Origin of the sequence: Pseudomonas sp. IT-P395, from assembly GCF_949767675.1 — a bacterium.
In the GTDB taxonomy this organism is placed as follows: domain Bacteria; phylum Pseudomonadota; class Gammaproteobacteria; order Pseudomonadales; family Pseudomonadaceae; genus Aquipseudomonas.
On record NZ_CATKPW010000061.1, the window covers coordinates 50152 to 72638 of the forward strand.

The 22487-nt window shown below is 60.3% G+C and carries 19 protein-coding genes; 5 read left to right on the forward strand and 14 right to left on the reverse strand.

What is annotated here, in order from left to right; all coding sequences use genetic code 11:
- Positions 1-197 precede the first annotated feature (197 nt).
- The 5 genes from ACM6IN_RS28210 to ACM6IN_RS28230 all read left to right on the forward strand — a co-directional run bounded on the left by ACM6IN_RS28210 (position 198) and on the right by ACM6IN_RS28230 (position 5900).
- Complete coding sequence (locus ACM6IN_RS28210; protein ID WP_414917096.1) at positions 198-1862, forward strand: AMP-binding protein; 1665 nt, start codon at positions 198-200, stop codon at positions 1860-1862.
- 16 nt (positions 1863-1878) lie between these two features.
- The gene (locus ACM6IN_RS28215) at positions 1879-2640 is read left to right on the forward strand and encodes an SDR family NAD(P)-dependent oxidoreductase (protein WP_414917097.1); all 762 of its coding nucleotides are present in this window, start codon (positions 1879-1881) and stop codon (positions 2638-2640) included.
- Positions 2641-2652: 12 nt separating this feature from the next.
- The gene (locus ACM6IN_RS28220; protein WP_007918870.1) at positions 2653-3846 is read left to right on the forward strand and encodes an acetyl-CoA C-acyltransferase; all 1194 of its coding nucleotides are present in this window, start codon (positions 2653-2655) and stop codon (positions 3844-3846) included.
- A gap of 137 nt (positions 3847-3983) precedes the next feature.
- Positions 3984-5111: an acyl-CoA dehydrogenase gene (locus tag ACM6IN_RS28225; protein ID WP_007918873.1), complete on the forward strand. Its 1128-nt coding sequence runs from the start codon at positions 3984-3986 to the stop codon at positions 5109-5111.
- Positions 5112-5126: 15 nt separating this feature from the next.
- Complete coding sequence (locus ACM6IN_RS28230; RefSeq protein ID WP_007918876.1) at positions 5127-5900, forward strand: enoyl-CoA hydratase; 774 nt, start codon at positions 5127-5129, stop codon at positions 5898-5900.
- 522 nt (positions 5901-6422) lie between these two features.
- On the opposite strand, the gene ACM6IN_RS28235 is transcribed toward ACM6IN_RS28230, so the two are convergent.
- From ACM6IN_RS28235 to arnB, 14 genes are all read right to left on the reverse strand, one after another.
- A complete protein-coding gene (locus ACM6IN_RS28235; RefSeq protein ID WP_095112190.1) occupies positions 6423-7574 on the reverse strand; it encodes an acyl-CoA dehydrogenase family protein in 1152 nt (383 codons plus the stop codon).
- Positions 7575-7577: 3 nt separating this feature from the next.
- Positions 7578-8684: an enoyl-CoA hydratase/isomerase family protein gene (locus ACM6IN_RS28240; RefSeq protein ID WP_414917098.1), complete on the reverse strand. Its 1107-nt coding sequence runs from the start codon at positions 8682-8684 to the stop codon at positions 7578-7580.
- A 231-nt stretch (positions 8685-8915) separates the two neighbouring features.
- Positions 8916-9602: an HPP family protein gene (locus tag ACM6IN_RS28245; protein ID WP_223026841.1), complete on the reverse strand. Its 687-nt coding sequence runs from the start codon at positions 9600-9602 to the stop codon at positions 8916-8918.
- A 157-nt stretch (positions 9603-9759) separates the two neighbouring features.
- On the reverse strand, positions 9760-10938 hold the full coding sequence (locus ACM6IN_RS28250) for an MFS transporter (RefSeq protein ID WP_007910171.1): 1179 nt from the start codon (positions 10936-10938) through the stop codon (positions 9760-9762).
- Between the two features lie 180 nt (positions 10939-11118).
- Entirely contained in the window at positions 11119-11637 is a 519-nt protein-coding gene (locus tag ACM6IN_RS28255; RefSeq protein WP_007910174.1) for a GNAT family N-acetyltransferase, read from the reverse strand.
- A gap of 36 nt (positions 11638-11673) precedes the next feature.
- Positions 11674-13269, reverse strand: a complete 1596-nt coding sequence (locus ACM6IN_RS28260) for an ArnT family glycosyltransferase (protein WP_414917099.1) — start codon at positions 13267-13269, stop codon at positions 11674-11676.
- Complete coding sequence (locus ACM6IN_RS28265; RefSeq protein ID WP_414917100.1) at positions 13266-14645, reverse strand: UDP-glucose dehydrogenase family protein; 1380 nt, start codon at positions 14643-14645, stop codon at positions 13266-13268. The genes ACM6IN_RS28260 and ACM6IN_RS28265 overlap by 4 nt, the downstream gene beginning before the upstream one ends.
- Complete coding sequence (arnF, locus tag ACM6IN_RS28270) at positions 14642-15046, reverse strand: 4-amino-4-deoxy-L-arabinose-phosphoundecaprenol flippase subunit ArnF (protein ID WP_414917101.1); 405 nt, start codon at positions 15044-15046, stop codon at positions 14642-14644. Before arnF ends, ACM6IN_RS28265 begins: the two co-directional genes overlap by 4 nt.
- Positions 15043-15387, reverse strand: a complete 345-nt coding sequence (gene arnE, locus ACM6IN_RS28275; RefSeq protein ID WP_007910179.1) for a 4-amino-4-deoxy-L-arabinose-phosphoundecaprenol flippase subunit ArnE — start codon at positions 15385-15387, stop codon at positions 15043-15045. Before arnE ends, arnF begins: the two co-directional genes overlap by 4 nt.
- The gene (arnT, locus tag ACM6IN_RS28280; RefSeq protein ID WP_414917102.1) at positions 15384-17036 is read right to left on the reverse strand and encodes a lipid IV(A) 4-amino-4-deoxy-L-arabinosyltransferase; all 1653 of its coding nucleotides are present in this window, start codon (positions 17034-17036) and stop codon (positions 15384-15386) included. Before arnT ends, arnE begins: the two co-directional genes overlap by 4 nt.
- On the reverse strand, positions 17033-17917 hold the full coding sequence (arnD, locus tag ACM6IN_RS28285; RefSeq protein ID WP_414894189.1) for a 4-deoxy-4-formamido-L-arabinose-phosphoundecaprenol deformylase: 885 nt from the start codon (positions 17915-17917) through the stop codon (positions 17033-17035). The genes arnT and arnD overlap by 4 nt, the downstream gene beginning before the upstream one ends.
- Complete coding sequence (gene arnA / locus ACM6IN_RS28290) at positions 17917-19908, reverse strand: bifunctional UDP-4-amino-4-deoxy-L-arabinose formyltransferase/UDP-glucuronic acid oxidase ArnA (protein ID WP_414917103.1); 1992 nt, start codon at positions 19906-19908, stop codon at positions 17917-17919. The genes arnD and arnA overlap by 1 nt, the downstream gene beginning before the upstream one ends.
- Positions 19905-20921 carry an undecaprenyl-phosphate 4-deoxy-4-formamido-L-arabinose transferase gene (arnC, locus tag ACM6IN_RS28295; protein ID WP_007910192.1) on the reverse strand — a complete coding sequence of 339 codons (1017 nt, stop codon included), beginning with the start codon at positions 20919-20921 and terminating at the stop codon, positions 19905-19907. Before arnC ends, arnA begins: the two co-directional genes overlap by 4 nt.
- Entirely contained in the window at positions 20918-22066 is a 1149-nt protein-coding gene (gene arnB / locus ACM6IN_RS28300) for a UDP-4-amino-4-deoxy-L-arabinose aminotransferase (protein WP_414917104.1), read from the reverse strand. Before arnB ends, arnC begins: the two co-directional genes overlap by 4 nt.
- Positions 22067-22487: the final 421 nt, after the last annotated feature.

A 22487-nucleotide genomic window follows, 5' to 3' on the forward strand; every position in this document is an offset into this window, starting at 1 on the left:
CCAGCTCTGGAGCGGACGCAGAGCGTCCAAGGCTGCATTCCCACGCAGAGCGTGGGAACGATCAGTGTGGTAGCAGTCTTGGCCAAACCAGTCAGCCACATTGATGGCTTTGACCATTGCCGCCGCTGCCCCACAGCGCGACTATCTCCCTGTTGTTTACGCTTCCCAGCCTAATAAAAAACAGAGGGATTCTGGCAATGCGCGATTACTTGTCTGCCACCGCACAGTTCAACTATCAGCACACCGTGGATGCCGCGCTCAGCGGTACGCTTGAGGCGCTCAACGCCTGCGTCGAATGTTGCGACCGCCACGCCTTGCCTGGGCGCATTGCGCTGTTCTGGGAAGGCCGCGACGGTGCCAGTGCGACGTACACGTTCAACGATCTGCAGGACAAAGCCGCGCGTTTCGCCAATTTCCTTCTCGCCCAAGGCGTGCAGAAGGGCGACAAGGTCGCCGGCCTGCTGCCGCGCAACGTCGAATTGCTCATCACCGTGTTGGCCACCTGGCGCATCGGCGCGGTGTATCAGCCGCTGTTCACCGCGTTCGGCCCTAAAGCCCTCGAACATCGCCTGAACAACTCCGGCGCCAAAGTCGTTGTTACTGACGCGGTCAACCGGCCGAAACTCGCTGAAGTCGCCGATTGCCCGACGCTCGTCACCGTTGGCGGCGCGAAAGGCCAGGGCATCGTCCGTGGCGATTTCAGTTTCTGGGCCGAACTGGCCAACTATTCCAATGTGTGCGAACCGGTGCTGTTGACCGGAGAAGACCCGTTTCTGCTGATGTTCACGTCCGGCACCACCGGTCCGTCGAAAGCGCTGTCGGTGCCACTCAAGGCCATCGTTGCCTTCCAGAGTTACACCCGTGATGCCGTCGATCTGCGCCCGGAAGATGCGTTCTGGAACGTCGCCGATCCGGGCTGGGCCTACGGCATCTACTTCGGCGTCACCGGGCCGTTGTCGATGGGCCACCCGATCACCTTCTACGATGGCCCGTTCACCCTCGAAAGCACCTGCCGGGTGATCAACAAGTACGGCATCACCAACCTCACCGGATCGCCAACCGCTTATCGCTTGCTGATTGCCGGCGGCGACGAGTTCGCCAAGTCGATCAAAGGCAAATTGCGCATCGTCAGCAGCGCCGGTGAGCCGCTGAACCCGGAAGTGATCCGCTGGTTCGCCGACAACCTCGACGTGGTCATCCACGACCATTACGGCCAGACCGAACTGGGCATGGTCCTGTGCAATCACCACGGCCTCGACCATCCGGTACACGTCGGCGCCGCTGGTTTCGCCTCGCCGGGCCATCGCATCGTCGTGCTCGACGATCAGTACAACGAACTCGGCGTCGGCCAGCCGGGCATTCTTGCCATCGACCGACCGCAATCACCGATGTGCTGGTTCGGTGGCTACGAAGGCGCGCCGACCAAAGCCTTCGTCGGCGATTACTACCTCAGCGGCGACACCGTGGAATGGAACCCGGACGGCAGCATCAGCTTCGTCGGCCGCAGTGACGACGTGATCACCACCTCCGGCTACCGTGTCGGGCCGTTCGACGTGGAAAGTGCACTGATTGAACACCCGGCCGTGGTCGAGGCGGCGGTGGTCGGCAAACCCGATCCGGAGCGCACCGAACTGGTCAAAGCTTTCGTGGTGCTGAGTGCGCAATACCGTGCGGCTCCGGAGTTGGCCGAAGAGCTGCGCCAACATGTGCGCAAACGTCTGGCCGCGCATTCGTACCCGCGTGAAATCGAATTTGTCAGCGAATTGCCCAAGACCCCAAGTGGCAAATTGCAGCGCTTTATCTTGCGCAACCAGGAAATCGCCAAAGCTCAAGAGGCTGCGGCGCATAACGTTTCAGCTTGAATCAGGAATTACAGTCATGCAGATCGAGAACAAGGTTTTTATCGTCACCGGCGGCGCATCGGGCCTCGGTGCGGCCACCGCTGAATTGTTGGTCAGTGCCGGCGCCAAAGTGATGCTGGTGGACATGAACGCCGAAGCCGTGGCCGCTCAGGCTCAGCGTCTGGGCGCACAAAGCGTTGTCGCCGACATCAGCAACGAAGCCGCCGCTGAAGCTGCCGTGCAGGCGACGGTAAAAGCCTTTGGCAGCCTCAACGGTCTGGTCAACTGCGCCGGCATCGTCCGTGGCGAGAAGATCCTCGGCAAGAACGGCCCGCATGCGCTGAGCAGTTTTGCCCAAGTGATCAACGTCAACCTGATCGGCAGCTTCAATATGCTGCGCCTGTCCGCTGCGGCGATTGCCGAATCCGAGGCGAATGCAGACGGCGAGCGCGGTGTGATCATCAACACCGCCTCGGTCGCGGCGTTCGACGGTCAGATCGGCCAAGCGGCGTACTCGGCCTCCAAAGGCGCGATCGCCAGCCTGACGCTGCCAGCCGCCCGCGAACTGGCGCGCTTTGGCATCCGCGTGATGACCATCGCCCCGGGCATTTTCGAAACACCGATGATGGCCGGCATGACCCCGGAAGTCCGCGATTCGCTGGCCGCCGGCGTGCCGTTCCCGCCGCGTCTGGGCAAGCCTGCCGAGTACGCCGCGCTGGTTCGGCATATCATCGAAAACAGCATGCTCAACGGCGAGGTGATCCGTCTCGACGGTGCCTTGCGCATGGCCGCCAAGTAAGGAGGAATTGTCATGACTATTTCCAACGATCCGATTGTTATCGTCAGCGCTGTGCGCACGCCAATGGGTGGATTTCAGGGCGAACTGAAGAGCCTCACCGCGCCGCAACTCGGTGCTGCGGCGATCAAGGCTGCGGTTGAACGCGCCGGTGTCGCCAGCGATGCAGTCGATGAAGTGCTGTTTGGTTGCGTATTGCCTGCGGGCCTCGGTCAGGCGCCTGCGCGTCAGGCCGCTTTGGGCGCCGGCCTGGATAAATCGACCCGTTGCACCACCGTCAACAAAATGTGCGGTTCGGGTATGGAAACCACCATTTTGGCTCATGACATGCTGGTGGCTGGCAGTGCCGATGTGGTCATCGCTGGCGGTATGGAAAGCATGTCCAACTCGCCATATCTGCTGGATCGTGCCCGCGCCGGTTACCGCATGGGCCATGGCCGTGTGCTCGACTCGATGTTCCTCGATGGCCTTGAAGACGCTTACGACAAAGGGCGCCTGATGGGCACCTTCGCCGAGGATTGCGCCGAAACCAATAGTTTCAGCCGTGAGGCGCAGGACGCTTTTGCCATCGCCTCGACCACCCGCGCACAGCAGGCGATCAAGGACGGCAGCTTCAAGGACGAAATCGTCCCGCTGACCGTGACCGTCGGCAAAGAACAGGTGCTGATCAGCAACGACGAACAACCGCCAAAAGCCAAACTGGACAAGATTGCCTCGCTGAAACCGGCGTTCCGCGAGGGCGGCACGGTGACGGCGGCGAACTCCAGCTCGATTTCTGACGGTGCGGCGGCACTGGTGCTGATGCGTCAGTCGCAGGCGCAGAAACTCGGACTGAAACCGTTGGCGGTGATCCATGGCCACGCCGCGTTCGCCGATACCCCGGGCCTGTTCCCGGTGGCGCCGATTGGTGCGATCAAGAAGCTGATCAAGAAAACCGGTTGGTCGCTGGGTGATGTCGATCTGTTTGAGGTCAACGAGGCGTTTGCCGTGGTTGGCATGGCGGCGATGACCCACCTGGAAATCCCGCATGACAAGCTGAATGTGCATGGCGGTGCCTGTGCGCTGGGCCATCCGATTGGCGCGTCGGGTGCGCGGATTCTGGTGACGTTGCTGTCGGCCCTGCGCCAGAGAAAGCAGAAACGCGGTATCGCGGCGATCTGCATCGGCGGCGGCGAAGCCACGGCCATGGCCGTGGAATGCGTCTACTAAACGCACTAATCCTGTAGGAGCTGACGAGTGCAACGAGGCTGCGATCTTTTGATCTTGTTTTTAGACCAAGAGCAAAAGATCGCAGCCTGCGGCAGCTCCTACAGGGGACCGCGTGTAACCCGGATTAAGGATTCACCATGATTCCCAACGAAGACCAAACCCAGATCCGCGACATGGCCCGGCAGTTTGCCGAGGAACGCTTGAAACCGTTCGCCGCCGAGTGGGATCGCGAGCACCGTTTTCCCAAGGAAGCCATCGGTGAGATGGCTGAGCTGGGCTTCTTCGGCATGCTCGTGCCGGAGCAGTGGGGCGGTTGCGACACCGGCTACCTGGCGTACGCCATGGCCCTGGAAGAAATCGCCGCCGGCGACGGTGCCTGCTCGACGATCATGAGCGTACACAACTCGGTCGGCTGCGTGCCGATTCTCAAGTTCGGCAACGACGACCAGCGCGAACGCTTCCTCAAACCGCTGGCCAGCGGTGCCATGCTCGGCGCCTTTGCACTGACCGAACCGCAGGCCGGTTCCGATGCCAGCAGCCTGAAAACCCGCGCACGGCTGGAAGGCGATCACTACGTGCTGAACGGCTGCAAACAGTTCATCACCTCCGGGCAAAACGCCGGGATCGTGATTGTGTTTGCGGTGACCGATCCGAGTGCCGGCAAACGCGGCATCACTGCGTTTATAGTGCCGACCGATTCGCCGGGCTACAAAGTCGCTCGCGTCGAAGACAAGCTCGGTCAACACGCGTCCGACACCTGCCAGATTCTCTTCGAAGACGTCAAAGTGCCGGTGGCCAACCGTTTGGGCGAGGAGGGCGAGGGCTACAAAATCGCCCTGGCCAACCTTGAAGGCGGCCGCGTCGGCATCGCCTCGCAATCGGTGGGCATGGCCCGCGCCGCGTTTGAAGCGGCGCGTGATTACGCCCGTGAGCGCGACACCTTCGGCAAACCAATTATTGAGCATCAAGCCGTGGCATTCCGCTTGGCCGACATGGCCACGCAGATCGCCGTCGCCCGGCAGATGGTGCATTACGCCGCTGCTCTGCGCGACAGCGGTCAACCGGCACTGGTCGAGGCGTCGATGGCCAAACTGTTCGCTTCGGAAATGGCCGAGAAGGTCTGTTCGATGGCGTTGCAAACCCTCGGTGGTTACGGTTACCTCAACGACTTCCCACTGGAACGCATCTACCGCGACGTGCGTGTCTGCCAGATCTACGAAGGCACCAGCGATATTCAGCGCATGGTCATTTCGCGCAATCTTTGACAAGGAATTTTAATCATGACTTACGAAACCATTCTGCTCGAAACCCATGGCCGCGTTGGCCTGATCACCCTGAACCGCCCGCAGGCGCTGAACGCGCTGAATGCGCAACTGGTCAGCGAAGTGAATCAGGCCCTTGATGCGCTGGAAGCCGATGCGAACATCGGTTGCATTGTCCTCACTGGCTCGAAAAAGGCCTTTGCCGCTGGCGCCGACATCAAGGAAATGGCCGAGCTGACCTACCCGCAGATCTACATGGACGACCTGTTCAGCGACAGCGATCGCGTGGCTAACCGCCGTAAGCCGATCATCGCGGCGGTCAACGGTTTCGCCCTCGGCGGTGGCTGTGAGCTGGCGCTGATGTGCGATTTCATTCTGGCAGGTGACAACGCAAAGTTCGGTCAACCGGAAATCAACCTCGGCGTGTTGCCGGGCATGGGCGGCACTCAGCGCCTGACTCGCGCCGTCGGCAAGGCGAAAGCCATGGAAATGTGCCTGAGCGGACGTTTGATCGATGCAGTGGAGGCTGAGCGTTGTGGGATTGTCGCGCGGATTGTGCCGAGCGATGAGTTGCTCGACGAAGCGCTGAAAGTGGCGGCGGTGATTGCCAGCAAGTCGCTGCCGATTGCGATGATGATCAAAGAGAGCGTGAATCGTGCCTTTGAAGTGAACCTGACCGAGGGCGTGCGCTTTGAGCGTCGGGTGTTCCATGCAGCGTTTGCCACGCAGGATCAGAAGGAAGGGATGGCGGCGTTTATTGCCAAGCGTGAGGCCGACTTCAAGGGCAAGTAACGCGACTAAAGCGAAAAGCCCCTCACCCTAGCCCTCTCCCGGAGGGAGAGGGGACTGATTGGGGGATATTTCAGATTTACGCCGACCTGGGTGCTCATCACCGAATCCGTAATCGACTCAGTCTTTCAGGTCGACGTATGACGCCAGACACCTCGGTCGGCTCCCTCTCCCAGAGGGAGAGGGACTGATTGGGGGATGCTTGGAAGGTACGCCGACCTGAAAGAGTTTTACCGAATCCCTGATTGACCTGGCTTACCGAATCGATAATCGACTCGGTCTTTCAGGTCGACGTATAACGCCAGACACCTCGGTCGGCTCCCTCTCCCATAGGGAGAGGGACTGATTGGGGGGATGCTTGGAAGGTACGCGGACCTGAAAGAGTCTTACCGAATCCCTGATTGACCTGGCTTACCGAATCTATAATCGACTCGGTCTTTCAGGTCGACGTATGACGCCAGACACCTCGGTCGGCTCCCTCTCCCATTGGGAGAGGGCTGGGGTGAGGGAAAGGGGCCAACACCGTTACAACTGATAGTTCTTCAACTCCCGCGCAATCACCATCCGCTGAATCTCGCTCGAGCCTTCATATATCTGGGTAATCCGCGCATCACGGTAGTACTTCTCGACTGGGTAATCCTCCAGATACCCATACCCGCCATGAATCTGAATCGCCGACGAACACACCTTCTCGGCCATTTCCGAGGCAAACAGCTTGGCCTGCGACGCTTCTGACAAACACGGTTTACCCGCCGTGCGCAGACGCGCTGCGTGCAGGATCATCAAGCGCGCCGCGTTGATTTGCATGTGCATGTCGGCCAGCAGGTTGGCGATGCTCTGATGTTCGTTGATCGGTTTGCCGAACTGGATGCGATCGCGCGAATACACCAACGCCGCCTCAAACGCCGCCCGAGCAATACCCAGAGCCTGCGCGGCGATGCCGATGCGTCCGCCTTCAAGATTGGACAGGGCAATCGCCAGGCCTTTGCCGCGCTCGCCGAGCAGATTGGCCTCGGGAATGCAGCAGTTGTTCAGCGTCACCGCGCAGGTATCAGAAGCGCGGATGCCCATCTTGTGTTCAGTGCGATCAACGATAAAACCCGCAGTATCGGTCGGCACCAGAAATGCCGAAATGCCTTTCTTGCCCAGATCCGGATCGGTCACCGCAAAGACGATAGCCAGTTTCGCCCGTTTGCCGTTGCTGACAAATTGCTTGGCGCCGTTGATCACCCATTGCCCGTCACGCAGTTCGGCGCGGGTGCGCAGGTTGTGTGCTTCGGAGCCGGCCTGCGGTTCGGTCAGGCAGAAGCAGCCGATGGTTTGCCCACTGGCCAGATCCGCCAGCCAGGTCTGTTTCTGTGCTTCGCTGCCGTAATTGAGTACCGGGCCGCAGCCCACCGAGTTGTGGATGCTCATGAAGGCGCCGGTCGCGCCGTCACCGGCAGAAATCTCTTCCACGGCCAATGCATAAGCGACGTAATCGACGTAAGTGCCGCCCCATTCTTCAGGCACCACCATGCCAAGCAAACCGAGCTCACCCATCTTCGCAACGAGCGCATCGTCGATCCAGCCAGCCTTTTCCCAGGCCTGCGCGTGCGGCGCGATTTCACCACGGGCGAAGTCCCGGGCCATGTCGCGGATCATCACTTGTTCTTCAGTCAGTTCGAGATCGTGCATGGCTCAGCTCCCGCTCTCAGGAAAACCGTGGAAGAAACTCGCGACATGCGCAGCGTCCAGCGCAGCGAGGGTCGGCGGGTTCCAGCGAGGTGTCTTGTCTTTATCGATCAGCAGGGCGCGGACGCCTTCGATCAGGTCGCCGCGGGCGAACCACTGGCGATCCAGATGCAACTCCAATGCGAAGCACTGTTCCAGGCTCAAGTGGCGGCCGCGACGCAGCATTTCCAAGGTCACCGCCATGGCCAGTGGCGAGCGGGTTTCCAGCAGGTCAGCGGTAGTGGTCGCCCATTCGTGGCTGTCGGCGACGGTCACTGCGCGCAATTGTTCGACCATGCTCGGTACGTCCGGCAAGGCGAAGAAATGGTCGATGGCCGGGCGCAAAGCCTCAAGTGGCGCATCGGGCAAGGTTTGCACGGCGTGTTTGGCCAGCAGGTTTTGCAGTGCTCTGAGCGGCGTGTCCTGCCATTCCATCTGATCGAGTTTTTCGTCGAGCAGCGCCAGTTTGCTGCTGTCCAGGTACCAGTCGGCGAGGCCGCAATACAGCGCGTCGGCGGCACGGATCTGCACGCCGCTGACACCCAGATAAATGCCCAGCTCACCGGGAATGCGCGGCAGGAAATAGCTGCCACCGACATCCGGGAAATACCCGATGGCCACTTCCGGCATCGCCAAACGGCTCTTCTCGGTGACCACGCGCAAATCCGCGCCTTGCACCAGACCCATGCCGCCGCCGAGGACAAAACCGTCCATCAGCGCCAGCACCGGTTTGCGGTAGTGATGAATGGTCAGGTCGAGGGCATATTCCTCGACGAAGAAATCTTCGTGCAGCGTGTCGCCGCTTTTGAAACTGTCGTACAGCGAACGGATGTCGCCCCCGGCACAGAAGGCTTTTTCACCGGCACCGCGCAGGACCACGGCGTGAACATTGGCGTCAGTCGCCCAGGCATCGAGCTGGCGCTGCAGCAAACGCACCATGTCGAGGGTAATGGCGTTGAGACCGGCGGGGCGATTGAGGGTCAGGTGACCGATGTGGTTGCGAACGTCGGCCAGCACTTCGTGTTGCGTGGCATCCATGGACGGGGTCCGCGGAGATGAAGCCTGAGCTGTCATCAGTAACTCCCTGCTTTTATTGTCTTTATTCGAGAAGCTCGCGCGCGAGCGTTACCGGATCGTAACAGTGCAAATTTGCCGTGTACAACCGGGAAATTCGCAGGGGGAGTTTGCGTTTTTACCTTGGTCGAAAATGTGCGCGCTCATGTAGGAGCTGCCGAAGGCTGCGATCTGTTGACCGTTAAAAAGCAAGATCAAAAGATCGCAGCCTGCGGCAGCTCCTACACGGAGTCAGCGGAAGGTTTGGGTAATGCTGCGGCGCTTGGCGTGCAGTTCGCTGGCGTGGATCAGTTGTTCGAGATCCTCGGGGGTGATGTCGATGAAGGCTTCCATATCGGCCAAGGCGAGTTTGAGGTCTTCTGCGGTGATGGCCTGACTGTCGACGGGGGCAACGATCGGCGCCGGTTCAGCCGGACGTTTCGGATAACGAATGCGCGTCAGGTTGTTGTAGGCCAAGGCACTGAGCAGCATGCACGCCGCGCCGAGCATCACCGGTTCCATGGCTTTCCAGTCCATCGCGATGGTCGCTGGATCGGCCAATACGAGCGTCAATGCCAACGCCCCGGCCGGCGGATGCAGGCAACGCAGCCAGCACATCAGAATCAGCGCCATGCCCGCCGCCAGGCAGGCGCTGCCCAGAGTTCGGCCGAGCACGTGAGCGACCAGCAACGCCACAACGCCGGCACACAAATAACCACCGAGAATCGACCATGGCTGGGCGAGGGCGCCGGATGACACGGCGAACAGCAACACCGCCGATGCCCCCAGCGGGCCAATCAGGTGATAGGCGACGTCGTGACCGAACACCTGCGCGCACAACCACACGCTGAACAATGTGCCCAATGCCATGCCAATGGCGGCGCGGCTCCATTCGGTCGGGCGGGTATTGATGGCGGCGGGCAACCAGCGAGCGAGCATGTGAATCCGATCCTTGCAGCAAATTCGAGGCAAAAAAAAGGACTTGTCCGGCATATCCGGAAAGCCCTCGAAGTGTTCCAACATTGGGGGAGGAACGTGCACAGTGTGCCGGGCAAACTCGATGCTGACAAATTCATATTAATGAAGATTTAGTGCATTAATTTTGCATTGAAGCGACGCGACGGCCACTGACGAAGCACAAGTAGCCGCCCACAGCCGCCAGTGCGCTCAAGGCATAAAACATGCTCGGCGCCGGTGTGTGCATCAGCAGAAATCCGCACATGACTGGACTGGCCGCACCACCCAACGCCGCCAGATTCTGCGCGCCGTAGTAGCTGCCGCGCAGTTCTTCCGGGGCGAGGGTGTCGACGAACAAAAAGTCGGCCGGGTAAATGATCATCTCGCCCAAGGTGAAGATAAACATCGCCACGCACCAGCCGAGCAGACTGTCGGCCAGACTGAAACCGATCAGCCCGACGATGAACAACGCAGTGCCGCCGGCAATCCAGTGACGCAGGTGTTCTCGGCTGAGCAGGCGGCCGATCTGGTACTGCAACAGGATCACCGTGATTGCATTGCAGGCGAGCAGGGCGGCCATGGTCTCCAGCGTCTGTTGCTGGGTGTGGGTGACCAGCAGGTATTGCGACAGGTACAGGGTGAAACGCCCGTGCACCAGCGTGCTGAGCAGGCAGCCCAGGGTAAACAGGATCATCGTGCGGTCGTTTTTCAGGATGATCAGGGTTTTCAGAAAGCTGGGTGGCGCAGCGACTGGAGCGATCGGGCTGGCTTCCCGGGCGGCGCCGAGCAGCAAAAATATGCTGCCGATGGCAATCGCACCGGCAACGATGAAGGGCGCCGAAGGCTGCACCCCGGCAATCACCACGCCGATCATCGGGCCGACCGCATAGCCGATATTGGTCAATGTGTAGTTGAGGGAAAACGCCTTGACCCGCTGGCCCACCGGCAGGTTTTCACTGAGGATGGCTTTGGCGCAGATGAGGAACAGCGCCGACGCCGTTTCGCTGATGATCAGCACCAGGGTGACCAGATACAGGTTCTGCGCGAAGGTCAGCAGGATAAGGCCGATGCCGCTGGAGAGCATGGTCAGGATCAGCAACCGGCGCTTGTCCAGCCGATCGATGATGTAGCCGCCATACAGCGACAGCAACGTGGCGCTGAACACCGCAATGCCCAACAGCAGACCGACATCCTGCGGGTTGAGTTTGAGCTTGTTGCTGAGGAACAGGGTCAGCAGCGGGCTGATCAGGGCGCGGCTGATAACGACGGTCAGCGAACTGATCATCAACCGGCGGATGAGGCGCGAGTAGGTGGCCACGAAGGGTCAATGTCCTTATTTCAAATGCTGGGCGGGCGTACGCCATCCTTACCGGGCAGTCACCACCGGTCAAGCCGCCACACCACAATTCCTGTGGGAGCCGTTGTACCAGATACATCAATGTTGACTGACACTCCGCCTTCGCGAGCAGGCTCGCTCCCACAAGGATCTTCATTGCTTTCAAATCAGGCGCAGGCGCATGGCGCAGCGCCGCTCTGGGGGAAATCCGCAGACGATTTCGGCTTGCAGCGCATCGCGTAAATGGCGTTCGGCTTTTACATTCGCCAACTCGACAAACCCCATCCTCTGATAAAACGGTGCATTCCATGGCAGATCGCGAAAGGTGGTCAATGTCACTGAGTTCAACTGCATCGCGCGCGCTTGTTCAATGACTGCCGCAACCAGTGCGCGACCGATGCCTTGTCCTTGAAAAGCCTGACTGACGGATAGCTCCTCAATGTGCAGGTGCTGATCAATGTCGACAGCACGAACAAATCCAGTCAGTTGCCCACCGCTATGTTCAGCAACCCACACGTACGCCTGTTCGATGGCCAGCAGATGTTGGCCAGCATCGGGCACCTCGGCATCAGCCAGCCACGCCAATGGCGGATCAAGACGAAACAATTGCGCTGCCGAATGCTCGATCGCGGGGAGGGCTTGCGCGTCAGCAAGGCTGGCGCGGCGTACGTCGAAGGTCATGTTGAGGCGCATCCTGCCGGTCGAGAGCTGGACAGGTTACGGTTTCAGCCACAGCAATACATAGTCGTTTTTGTCGAAACGCCCACTCAACACTGGCTGCGCGCTTTCCAGCGGCGTGCCCTTGAGGGATGCCAGATCACTGCGGTCCATCATCAGCCACGCCGGGCCTTTGATCGCCTCCAGTTGCTGGATCGAGTCACTGAACTGCGGTTGCAGATCCTGCGGGAGATTGACCATGAACTTGATCGCCTTCGCGTCCTTGCCCATGCCGTGCAGCACCAGCGGTGCGGGGTTATGCTGGATCTGAGCGAAGACCTCGCGGCTGAACGTTTGCGTGTCGTACAGACGCTGCTCCACCGGTTCGAACACGGCCGCATAAACCGACCACAGTGCCAACACCGCACCCAGCGCGAGCACTTCCGGGCGCCAACGCCGGATCAACAAGCGTGACAGCCCGAGCAGTTGCAGCACGCCCAGCACGATCAAGACAACAGACACGTCACTCAACTGCTCGGGAAACCGCCGTCGGGCGATCAGCAACACCACCATCAACAAGCCCGGCGTGACCAGCCACAAGCCGAGCATCAAGCCGCGCAACGACCGGAATACCCACCCATGCGCCACCTGAAACGGATACGCCGCAATGATCGCCGCCATGGGCAGCATCGGCAGCAGATACCGCGCCTTCTTCGCCTGGGGAATCGACAAGCCGACCATCACAATCAGTCCGGCTGCCGCGCAATACTGCACCAGGCGTAACGCCGGGCCACGCTGCTGTGGTTTGCTCAGCCAGGCCGCCGCCAACACCAGCAATGCCAACGGGTAGGCGAGGGCATAGTTACCAAAGGAGCTAGTGAAGTAATACAGCGAACCGCTGACGCCTTCGCTGCCGTCCATGCGCCCCATGAACTGCATGCGGATCACGTCCTGCAAAAACACCGGCCCACCGCTGACCTGCGCTAGCCATAACAACAACCCGACACACGCGGCAAGCAACAGCGAAGCCAACACACCGAACACCAAGAGTCGCGACCATTGCCGGTTGAACAGGTAATAACTGCAGAGCATGCCGGTCGGCACCACCAGACCAATCGGCCCGCGAATGCCGAAACCGAGCAACAGCAAAACGAAGATCAGCGGCCAGTGACGCCTGCCGCCAAAATGATCATGGGCATACCCCAGATAGAACACCGCGAACGCCACCGCCGCGAGCATCAAATCCTGCGACACCGCGCGCACTTCGGTGACAAAGCCACTGGTGAGCATCAGCCACGCAATACTGATCAACGCCCAGCGCCGCGAGTACGGTGCCAACAGTCGGTACATCAGCGTCACGATCAGTGCGCCGGCGATCGCACTCGGCGCCCACGCGGTCAACGCATTCACCGCACCGAACGGCAACGACAGCAGCCAGATAAACAGCGTCGAAACTGCTGAATAATCCGCGTACGGCTGACCATAAGTCGTCGGAAACAGCGTCGGCCCATGGCGCAGCATTTCCTGCGCGAACAACACAAACCGCGAATCGAAACCAATCGGGGCCTGCCCGAAAACCCCGGCAATGAACAATAAAAACGCCAGCAGCCCTGCGATCAGCGACTGCCGGCGAATCTCAGGCGACAGCGTAATCAAGCGACGTCGGACGCGTGCGGCCACTGTTGCAGCGGGATCGGCAACTTACGCGATTCGCCGCGGCCCATCGGGAAGTACTGGAAGCCATTGCGCGCCAGGCGCTCGGCGTCGTACAGGTTGCGGCCGTCGAAAATCACCGGGGTGTTAAGGCGCTGTTTGATCAGGTCGAAATCCGGTGCCTTGAATTGCTGCCACTCGGTGCAGATGATCAACGCATCGGCGCCGGGCAATACCGATTCCGGCGTGCCCATCAGCATCAATTTCGACTCGTCCGGGTAAAGGTTCTGGGTTTCCTGCATGGCTTCCGGGTCGAAGGCACGCACGCTGGCACCGGCGGCCCACAGTTCTTCCAGCAACACGCGGCTCGGCGCGTCGCGCATGTCATCGGTGTTGGGTTTGAATGCCAGCCCCCACAGGGCAAAGGTCTTGCCACGCAGATCGCCGCGGTAGAACGCGTTGATACGCTCGAACAGTTTGTGTTTCTGGCGCTGATTGATCGCCTCGACCGCTTGCAGCAAGTCGCTGGAGCAATGCGCTTCTTCGGCACTGTGGATCAGCGCGCGCATGTCTTTGGGAAAGCACGAACCGCCATAGCCGCAGCCCGGGTAGATAAAGTGGTAACCGATGCGCGTGTCGGCACCGATGCCCTGGCGTACCGATTCGATGTCGGCGCCCAAGTGCTCGGCCAGTTCGGCGATCTGGTTGATGAAGCTGATCTTGGTCGCCAGCATGCAGTTGGCGGCGTACTTGGTCAGCTCGGCGCTGCGCAGGTCCATGAACATGATGCGGTCATGGTTGCGGTTGAACGGCGAGTACAGATCGCGCATCACGTCGCGCACTTCATCGCCTTCGCATCCGATGACGATACGGTCCGGACGCCGGCAATCGGCAACCGCCGAGCCTTCCTTGAGAAATTCCGGGTTGGAGACGATATCGAACTGCAGCAGGCGGCCGACCTTGATCAAAGCCTTTTCGATGTGCGTGCGCAGCGTATCGCCGGTGCCCACCGGCACCGTGGATTTCTCGACGATGATCAACGGCTGCTCACGATGGCGGGCAATCGCATCACCTACCGAAAGCACATAACGCAGATCGGCCGAGCCGTCTTCACGCGACGGCGTACCGACGGCAATGAACGCCACCCGAGCGTGCTGCACGGCAAGTTGTTCATCGGTGGTGAATTGCAGGCGTTTCGAATCCAGACCTTCCCGAACGAGGCTGGCCAGCCCCGGTTCGAAGATGCTGACATGACCCTGGCGCAACAGGTCGACCTTCTTCTGGTCGACGTCCATGCACACGACATCATGGCCGACTTCGGCCAACACAGCCGCTTGCACCAGACCGACATAACCGCTGCCAAATACTGTGATTTTCATGGAGCACTCCTGAATTCGGGCGCACGAGCCGGACGAGTGTTGATGGTGATGACCCCGAGCATGACCAGCGCCACGCCCAGTGATTTGGTGAAACTGAAGGATTCGTTGAACAGCGGCAGGCTGGCCGCCAGCAGATAAACCAGCGCATAGCTGATGCTCAGCAGCGAGTACGCCCGGCCCAGCGGCAGATCGCGCAGGGCGGCGAGCCAGCAGAGCATCGACAGCGTGTAGGTGAAAATCGCCGCGACGACCACGGCCAACGCTCGCAGGTCGAGGCTGTCGATGTGCAGCCATTGTTCCGGCGCGGGCAGGCGGGTCATGCTCCAGCGCATGCCCAGTTGCGCAGCGCTGACGAGGAGCACGCTGCTCAGCGCGAACGTGATGCCGCGACGTTGATTCATGACGGTTGCCCCAGCAAAACCACGCCGCCGATGACCAATGCCACGCCAAGCCAATGCTGGCGGTCGATGGGCTCACGAAAGACGAAGCGCGCGATCAGAGTGATCAGCACGAAGTTGAGGCTGAGCATCGGATAGGCAATGCCGACTTCCAGCCGCTGCAACACCAGCAGCCAGACCAACAGGCCCGAGCCGAGGGCGAGCAGGGCCAGCCATAACCACGGCGAGCGCAGTTTGGCGGTCAGCGAAGAATCGCCCCCGCGCCAACTCTCCACGGCGTACTTCTGCGCAATCTGCCCCAGACAAGTCAGCAGGCACGCAGCCAACAGGAGCAACAGGCTCATGACGCCTCCTTGGGCAGGATCATGATCACCAGGTTGCCCTGCTCATAACGGATGCCGTCCTTAGGCAATCTATCGATTTCGTCCAGTTCGTCCTGCCCCTTGACGCGCATCACCACGCCGACTGAACCGCTGCGGCGCGCCTCACGCATCCACTGTTGTACGTGTTCGGGATCGACCCGTTGTTGAATGCCGTCAGGATAGGCAAGGCCATATTTCAATTCGCCTATCGTGTTGTACAACGCCACTTGCGGGGTTTTCAGGCGCCAGGCCAGCGCCGACGCAGCGCCGAGGTCGTTACTCAGCAGGTGATCGGTCTGCGCCAGTTCGCTGACGTGATGCTTGATGAACTGATCGGGCATCTTGTTGGCGACCACCGACTTCGGCAGCGCTGCCGGCAACACTGCGATCAGCAACAGGCTGCCTAGCGCCGGTGCTGCCCAGCATTGCAGCGGCAGAAAGGCTTGCAGCAGGTTGGCGATGATCCAGCCGATCAGCGCGATAAACACCAGCACCATGCTGTGCAGTTCGTGGTCGTAGACCGGTTTGGTCAGTTGCAGATAGACCAGCGCGATCAACGTGACGATGCCCAGCAACAGATTCAGCACACCGTTGATGCTCAGCGCGCGACCTTGCTCCAGACGCAAACGATCGGCCAGCGCATGACCGAGCAGCAACGCCATCGGCAGCAGGCACGGCAGGATGTAGGTCGGCAATTTGCCGTTGCTCAGGCTGAAAAACAGCAGCGGCATCAGCAGCCACAGCAGCAAAAACACGACGTTGGGCTGAGCGCGGCTTTGCCAGGCTTGCTTGAACGCCGTCGGTAGCAATCCCGCCCACGGCAAACTGAACGCCACCAGCAGCGGCAGATAGAACCACCACGGCGCATCGTGTTGCGCGTCATCACCGGCAAAGCGACGAATATGTTCGTGCCAGAAGAAGAACCGCCAGTAGTCCGGCTCCTGTGCATGCACCGAAAGCACCCACGGCAGGCTGACGAGGATCGCCACGGCAATCGCCACCGGGCCGAACATCAGCAGTTCACGCCAGCGTTTTTGCCAGAGCATCCATGGCAGGGCGATCAACACCGGCAGTAGCCAGGCGAGGAATCCCTTGGTCATGAAACCCATGCCGCAGGCCAGGCCCAATAGTGCCCAGGCCGCCATGCGCTTGCCGCTGGTGTAGCTGTCGAGGGCAAACCACAGCGCCACCAGACTCAGGTTGACCCAAAAGGTGAATTGCGGATCGAGGTTGGCGTAACCGGCCTGCCCGGCGACGATGGTGAAACTCATGTAGAGCAGGGCGCAGACGAAGCTTTTGCGCGGTTCGTTCCACAAACGCCGGGCGACCAGATAGCACAGCAGCACGCTCAATCCGGTGCTCAGCGCCGACACAAAGCGCACGCCGAACAGGTTCTGCCCAAACAATTCCTGCCCCAGCGCGATCATCCAGTAACCGGCAATCGGCTTCTCGAAATAGCGCAGGCTCATGAAGTGCGGCGACACCCAGTTGCCGCTCAGCAGCATGTCCTGACTGATCTGCGCGTAACGGGTTTCGTCGGGAATCCACAAACCATGCGTGCTCAGCGGCAGCAGATAGGCCAGCAAGCAAATGACCAGCAACAACAGTGGCAGCGTCCAGCGTTTAGTCATGCGCCTTGCACTCCCAGCCAGCCTTCACGGCCGTCGAGGGCGCCGCGTTGCACACGGCCCACGGGCAAGGTGTTGAAGAACTCGGGCAACAAATCGCCCAGCGGTTTGAACTCGATGTTGCGCTGACGTGCAGCGGCCAGCAATTGACGAAAATCCTCAGCCATCAGAATCCCTTCCACTTCGGCATGAATGGTGTAGACGTTGAGCTGTTGCGGGCGGAAGTGATCGAGAATGAAACTGTTGAAGTCGCGCGCTGCGACGATGGGGCCAACGATTTCGTCGAAGGTCGGCAGGTCCACGGGAATCTGTGGAGTACCCGGCGTACCGTCGGCCAGCAACGGGCGAAACAGGCGTTGTCCACGGCAATCGCTGTTGTAGCGAAAGCCGAAGGCTTGCTTGGCTTCGATCACGCGTTCATCCGCACGCCAACCGGCGGCGGCCGAACACTCGACTTTTTCACCGAGAATGTCGCTCAAGGTGTCGACGCCCTGACGGATCTGCTCGATCAGTTGCGCATTGCTCCAGCGCCCGGCGTTGGCCTGCCAGCCGTGGTGATCCCAGGCATGCAGACCGACTTCATGACCGGCATCGCGGGCCTGACGCATCAGGTGCCCGAGGTCACGGCCAATCGGTTTGCCCGGCCACGCGGTGCCGGCCAGTAGAATGTCCCAGCCATACAGGCCGGCGGCATTGGAGCGGAGCATTTTCCAGAGGAACTGCGGGCGGATCAGACGCCACAGATGCCGGCCCATGTTGTCGGGGCCGACACTGAAGAAAAACGTCGCCTTGATCTGCGCCTCGTCGAGCATTTCCAGCAAGCGCGGCACACCTTCACGGGTGCCGCGAAAAGTGTCGACGTCGATGCGTAGACCGGCCTGCATCAACGCTTGTCCGCTTGTTCGAGCATGGCTTCACGCAAGAAGAAATCCAGCGTATTGCCGATGGTCTCGCGCATTTCCACGGTCGGCGTCCAGTCAAGCAGGCGCTTGGCGTTGGCAATGCTTGGTTTGCGGTGCTCGACGTCCTGGTAACCGGCGCCGTAGAACGCCTTGCTCTCGACGTCGCGGAAACCGGCGAACGGCGGGAAGTTGTCACGCAGCGGATGCGCTTCGAACTGACGCAGCAACTCTTCGCCCAACTGACGGATGCTCGCTTCGTTGTCCGGGTTACCGATGTTGATGATCTGGCCGTTGCAGACGTCGTTGTCGTTATCGATGATCCGCGCCAGTGCCTCGACGCCGTCAGCAATATCGGTGAAGCAGCGTTTCTGCTCGCCGCCGTCGAACAGGCGAATTGGCGTGCCTTCAACCAGATTGAGGATCAACTGAGTGATGGCGCGGGAGCTGCCTATGCGTGCCGAGTCCAGGCGATCAAGGCGCGGGCCCATCCAGTTGAACGGGCGGAACAGGGTGAAATTCAGACCCTTGGCGCCGTAGGCCCAGATCACCCGATCCAGCAGTTGTTTGGACACCGAATAGATCCAGCGCTGCTTGTTGATCGGGCCGACCACCAGGTTGGAGGTGTCTTCGTCGAAGTGCTTGTCCTGGCACATGCCATAGACTTCCGAGGTCGACGGGAAGATCACGCGCTTGTTGTACTTGACGCAGTAGCGCACCAGTTTCAGGTTTTCTTCGAAGTCGAGTTCGAACACGCGCAGCGGGTTGCGGGTGTATTCGATCGGCGTGGCGATGGCCACCAGCGGCAGGACCACGTCGCACTTCTTGATGTGGTACTCGATCCACTCGGAGTGAATGCTGATGTCGCCTTCGACGTAGTGGAAGTGCGGATGGCTGCGCAGACGGTCGATGGCATCGGAACCGATGTCCAGGCCATAGACTTCGTAGCGGTCATCGCGCAGCAGACGCTCGGACAAGTGATTGCCAATGAAGCCGTTGACGCCAAGGATCAGTACGCGAGTGCGACGCGGTGCGCGGCCGGATTCAGCTCCGCGCAACAGCGAGCCGTCGACCAGACCGAGTTCGTTGGCCAGTTGCGGGCCACTGAGGAACAGGCCGTTGTCGTTGCGTTGGCCGGAGAGGATCACCAGCGAATCTTCACCACAAGCAATGCGCAGCGGATCAACGCTGATTACGCGGCCGGGTGCCTGGCCGTCGTTGCCCTTGACGACTTCGGCGCTCCAGACGATGAGTTTGTGCTCACCGACCGCGCAGAAAGCGCCCGGATACGGTTGGGTCACCGCGCGAACCAGGTTGAACAATTGCTCGGCAGGTTTCGCCCAGACCAGTTTGCCGTCCGCTGCGGTACGACGACCAAACACGGTGGCTTGCGATTCGTCCTGCGCGGTTTCGCTGGTCTTGCCTTGCAGCATCGCCGGCAGCGTGTCGCGCAGCAGATCGGTGGCGGCGATGCGCAACTTGCCGTGCAGGCTCAAAGCGGTGTCGCTGCGTTCGATGGCCACGCGCTGTTGGGCAACAATGGCGCCGGCATCGGCACGTTTGACCATGCGGTGCAAGGTGACGCCGGTTTCGCTTTCGCCATTGACCAGCACCCAGTTCGCCGGGGCGCGGCCGCGGTAGCTCGGCAACAGCGAGCCGTGCAGGTTGAACGCGCCTTTTTTGGCCACGGCCAGCAACGACTCGCTCAGCAGGTTGCGGTAGTAGAAGGAGAAGATGTACTCAGGGGCGAGTTTGGCAATCCGTTCGATCCACAACGGATGGTTGACGTCTTCCGGCGCGTGCACCGGGATGCCTTTGTTGGCACAAAGTTGCGCAACCGATCCGTAGAAGGCGTTCTCTTTCGGGTCATCGGCGTGAGTGAACACCGCCGCAATGTCATAGCCGCTGTCGAGCAGCGTTTGAATGCCGGCGCAGCCAATATCGTGATAAGCGAAGACAACAGTTTTTGCGCTCATGAGAGAACCTGATCATTGGAGGAGGAGAGACCGTCGACGGTGATGGCGCGCGGCGGCATGGCGGGTTGGCCGCGCAAGACTTTTTCAACGAAGAAACGCGGGCGGGCGCGCACGTCGCTGTACATGCGCCCGAGGTATTCACCGAGCAGGCCCATGCCGATGAACTGGCCACCGGTGAACACAAACAGCACGGCGAACAGTACGAACATGCCGTCACCGGCCCAGCCGGCACCGAACGCCAGGCGCATGACGATCAACGCGAAGGCAAACAGCAATCCAAGCCCGGCCATGGTGAAACCGACGATGCTCAGCAGGCGCAAAGGTGTGGTGGTCATGCAGGTGATCAGGTCGAACATCAGATTGATCAAACGCATCGGGCTGTACTTCGAATCGCCGTGCTCACGCTCGGCGTGGGCGACGACAATTTCGGTGGTGTGGCGGGCGAAACTGTTGGCCAGAATCGGAATGAAGGTGCTGCGTTCACGGCAGGCGAGCATCGCGTCGATGATCGTCCGCCGGTAAGCGCGGAGCATGCAGCCGTAGTCGCTCATGGCGACGCCCGTAGAGCGCTGCACGGCGAGGTTGATCAGCTTCGACGGATAGCGGCGCAGGGCCGAATCCTGACGGTTGCCGCGCACGGTGCCGACCACGTCGTAACCCTTTTCCGCTTCAGCAACCAGCCGGGGGATTTCTTCTGGCGGGTTCTGCAAGTCGGCGTCGAGGGTGATGACGACATCGCCTTTGCATTGTTCGAAACCGGCCATGATTGCTGCGTGCTGGCCGTAGTTGCGGTTGAGGATGACCGCCACGAACGGGCTGTCCTCACGGCTCGCAGCTTCTTCCAGAAGGTTGGCGGACTCGTCACGGCTGCCATCGTCAACGAGGACGATTTCGTAATCGTGACGCAGCATCCGGCAGGCCGCCTCGGTGCGGCGCAGCAGTTGCGGCAGGCTGTCCTGTTCGTTGTAGACCGGGATAACGATCGACACACAGCGGATCGGATAGGGTTTCACGGGCGTTTGTCCATAAGAGTGGCGATGGCGCCGACCACGCGATCAAGGTCCTGATCGCTCATGTCGGGGAACAACGGAATCGAGCACAGCCGCGCCGAGTTCCACTCGGTGTCGGGCAGATACAGATCGGGATCACGCTGGCGATACCAGGTGTGCAGGTGGGTGGCGATGAAATGGATACCGGTGCCGATGCCCTGGTCCTGCAAGCCTTTCATGAAGGCTTCGCGGTCCATGCCGCAGCGCTCGCTGTCGATGCGCAGGATGAACAGGTGCCAGGCGTGGGTTTGTGCGTAAGCGGGCAGGGCCAGCGGTTGCACCGGCAGGCCTTCGAGTTTTTGCCGGTAGGCGGCGGCCAGTTCCGTGCGGCGGGCGTTGATTGCGTCCAGACGCTCCAGTTGCACCAGCGCAATCGCGGCGTTGATGTCGGCGAGGTTGTATTTGAACCCCGGCTCCATCACTTGCGCCTGCGGCTTGCGGCCACCGGTCAGGCGATCGTAGGCGTCGACGCCCAGACCATGGAACTTGAGCATGCGCACGCGGCTGGCCAAGGCTTCGTCGTCGGTGACGAACATCGCGCCTTCGGCACAGGTCATGTTCTTGATCGCATGGAAGGAGAAAATCGCCGTGCCCTGCGCGCCGACGTGACGCCCCTTGTAGCGGGTGCCGGCAGCGTGCGCGGCGTCTTCGATCACCGCGATGCCGTGCTTGTCGGCCAGCGCATACAGCGGGTCAAGATCAAACGCGGCGCCGGCGTAATGCACGGGAATGATTGCTTTGGTGCGTGGGGTAATGGCGGCTTCGATGCGCGCGGCGTCGGTCATCAAGGTGTCGCGATCAACATCGACGAATACCGGTTTTGCACCGAGCAGCGAGATCATGTTGGCGGTCGACACCCAGGTCTGCGACGGGGTGATGACTTCGTGGCCCGGACCAATGCCCAGGGCCAGCAGGGTGATATGCATACCTCCGGTGGCCGAGGAAAGTGCCACTGCATGCTTGCAGCCGACATAGTCGGCAAACTGTTCTTCCAGTGCCTGGCTTTTAGGGCCTGTAGTAATCCAGCCCGAACGCAGTACTTGTTCAACTGCGGCTATTTCTTCATCGCCGATACTCGGCCGGGAAAACGGCAGAAACGCTTGACTCATAAGAACCTCGGGGCGACAGCCATCCTTCAGCCGATTGTCTGAAAAACACGGAATTTCAAAGGGTTGAGATACCGGCCGGGGAATGCCTGATTGACTTTTAAGTCCACGGACGGCAGGGTTGCAGGCCTTTCGGGGCAACCTGTTGTAACTAAGGTTATGCGCGTTTTTGTCAAAGGAACATGAAAAAACGGTCGGCGATTCGTCTATCTGTAAGCCATACAGCCACCGTTCAGACTTCTTCCGTTCATCGGCTCTTTTAATCGAAAAGTCCTACGGAAGAGTCGCTCTTTATATAAGTTTGTTTGCACTTTTAAGTTGTTTTGTTGAACTGTTTTCTATTCAAGGCCGTTTCGTTTGATTGACTTGTCGAGTACTGAATCCACCCCGTCCACCACTAATCCGCTGACGCTTTATCTGGCCC

Coding starts and splice junctions, on each gene's coding strand:
- ACM6IN_RS28210 (WP_414917096.1), top strand. CDS start 198: ATGCGCGATTACTTGTCTGCCACCGCACAGTTCAACTATCAGCACACC.
- ACM6IN_RS28215 (WP_414917097.1), top strand. CDS start 1,879: ATGCAGATCGAGAACAAGGTTTTTATCGTCACCGGCGGCGCATCGGGC.
- ACM6IN_RS28220 (WP_007918870.1), top strand. CDS start 2,653: ATGACTATTTCCAACGATCCGATTGTTATCGTCAGCGCTGTGCGCACG.
- ACM6IN_RS28225 (WP_007918873.1), top strand. CDS start 3,984: ATGATTCCCAACGAAGACCAAACCCAGATCCGCGACATGGCCCGGCAG.
- ACM6IN_RS28230 (WP_007918876.1), top strand. CDS start 5,127: ATGACTTACGAAACCATTCTGCTCGAAACCCATGGCCGCGTTGGCCTG.
- ACM6IN_RS28235 (WP_095112190.1), bottom strand. CDS start 7,574: ATGCACGATCTCGAACTGACTGAAGAACAAGTGATGATCCGCGACATG.
- ACM6IN_RS28240 (WP_414917098.1), bottom strand. CDS start 8,684: ATGACAGCTCAGGCTTCATCTCCGCGGACCCCGTCCATGGATGCCACG.
- ACM6IN_RS28245 (WP_223026841.1), bottom strand. CDS start 9,602: ATGCTCGCTCGCTGGTTGCCCGCCGCCATCAATACCCGCCCGACCGAA.
- ACM6IN_RS28255 (WP_007910174.1), bottom strand. CDS start 11,637: ATGACCTTCGACGTACGCCGCGCCAGCCTTGCTGACGCGCAAGCCCTC.
- ACM6IN_RS28265 (WP_414917100.1), bottom strand. CDS start 14,645: ATGAAAATCACAGTATTTGGCAGCGGTTATGTCGGTCTGGTGCAAGCG.
- arnF (WP_414917101.1), bottom strand. CDS start 15,046: ATGAATCAACGTCGCGGCATCACGTTCGCGCTGAGCAGCGTGCTCCTC.
- arnE (WP_007910179.1), bottom strand. CDS start 15,387: ATGAGCCTGTTGCTCCTGTTGGCTGCGTGCCTGCTGACTTGTCTGGGG.
- arnT (WP_414917102.1), bottom strand. CDS start 17,036: ATGACTAAACGCTGGACGCTGCCACTGTTGTTGCTGGTCATTTGCTTG.
- arnD (WP_414894189.1), bottom strand. CDS start 17,917: ATGCAGGCCGGTCTACGCATCGACGTCGACACTTTTCGCGGCACCCGT.
- arnA (WP_414917103.1), bottom strand. CDS start 19,908: ATGAGCGCAAAAACTGTTGTCTTCGCTTATCACGATATTGGCTGCGCC.
- arnB (WP_414917104.1), bottom strand. CDS start 22,066: ATGAGTCAAGCGTTTCTGCCGTTTTCCCGGCCGAGTATCGGCGATGAA.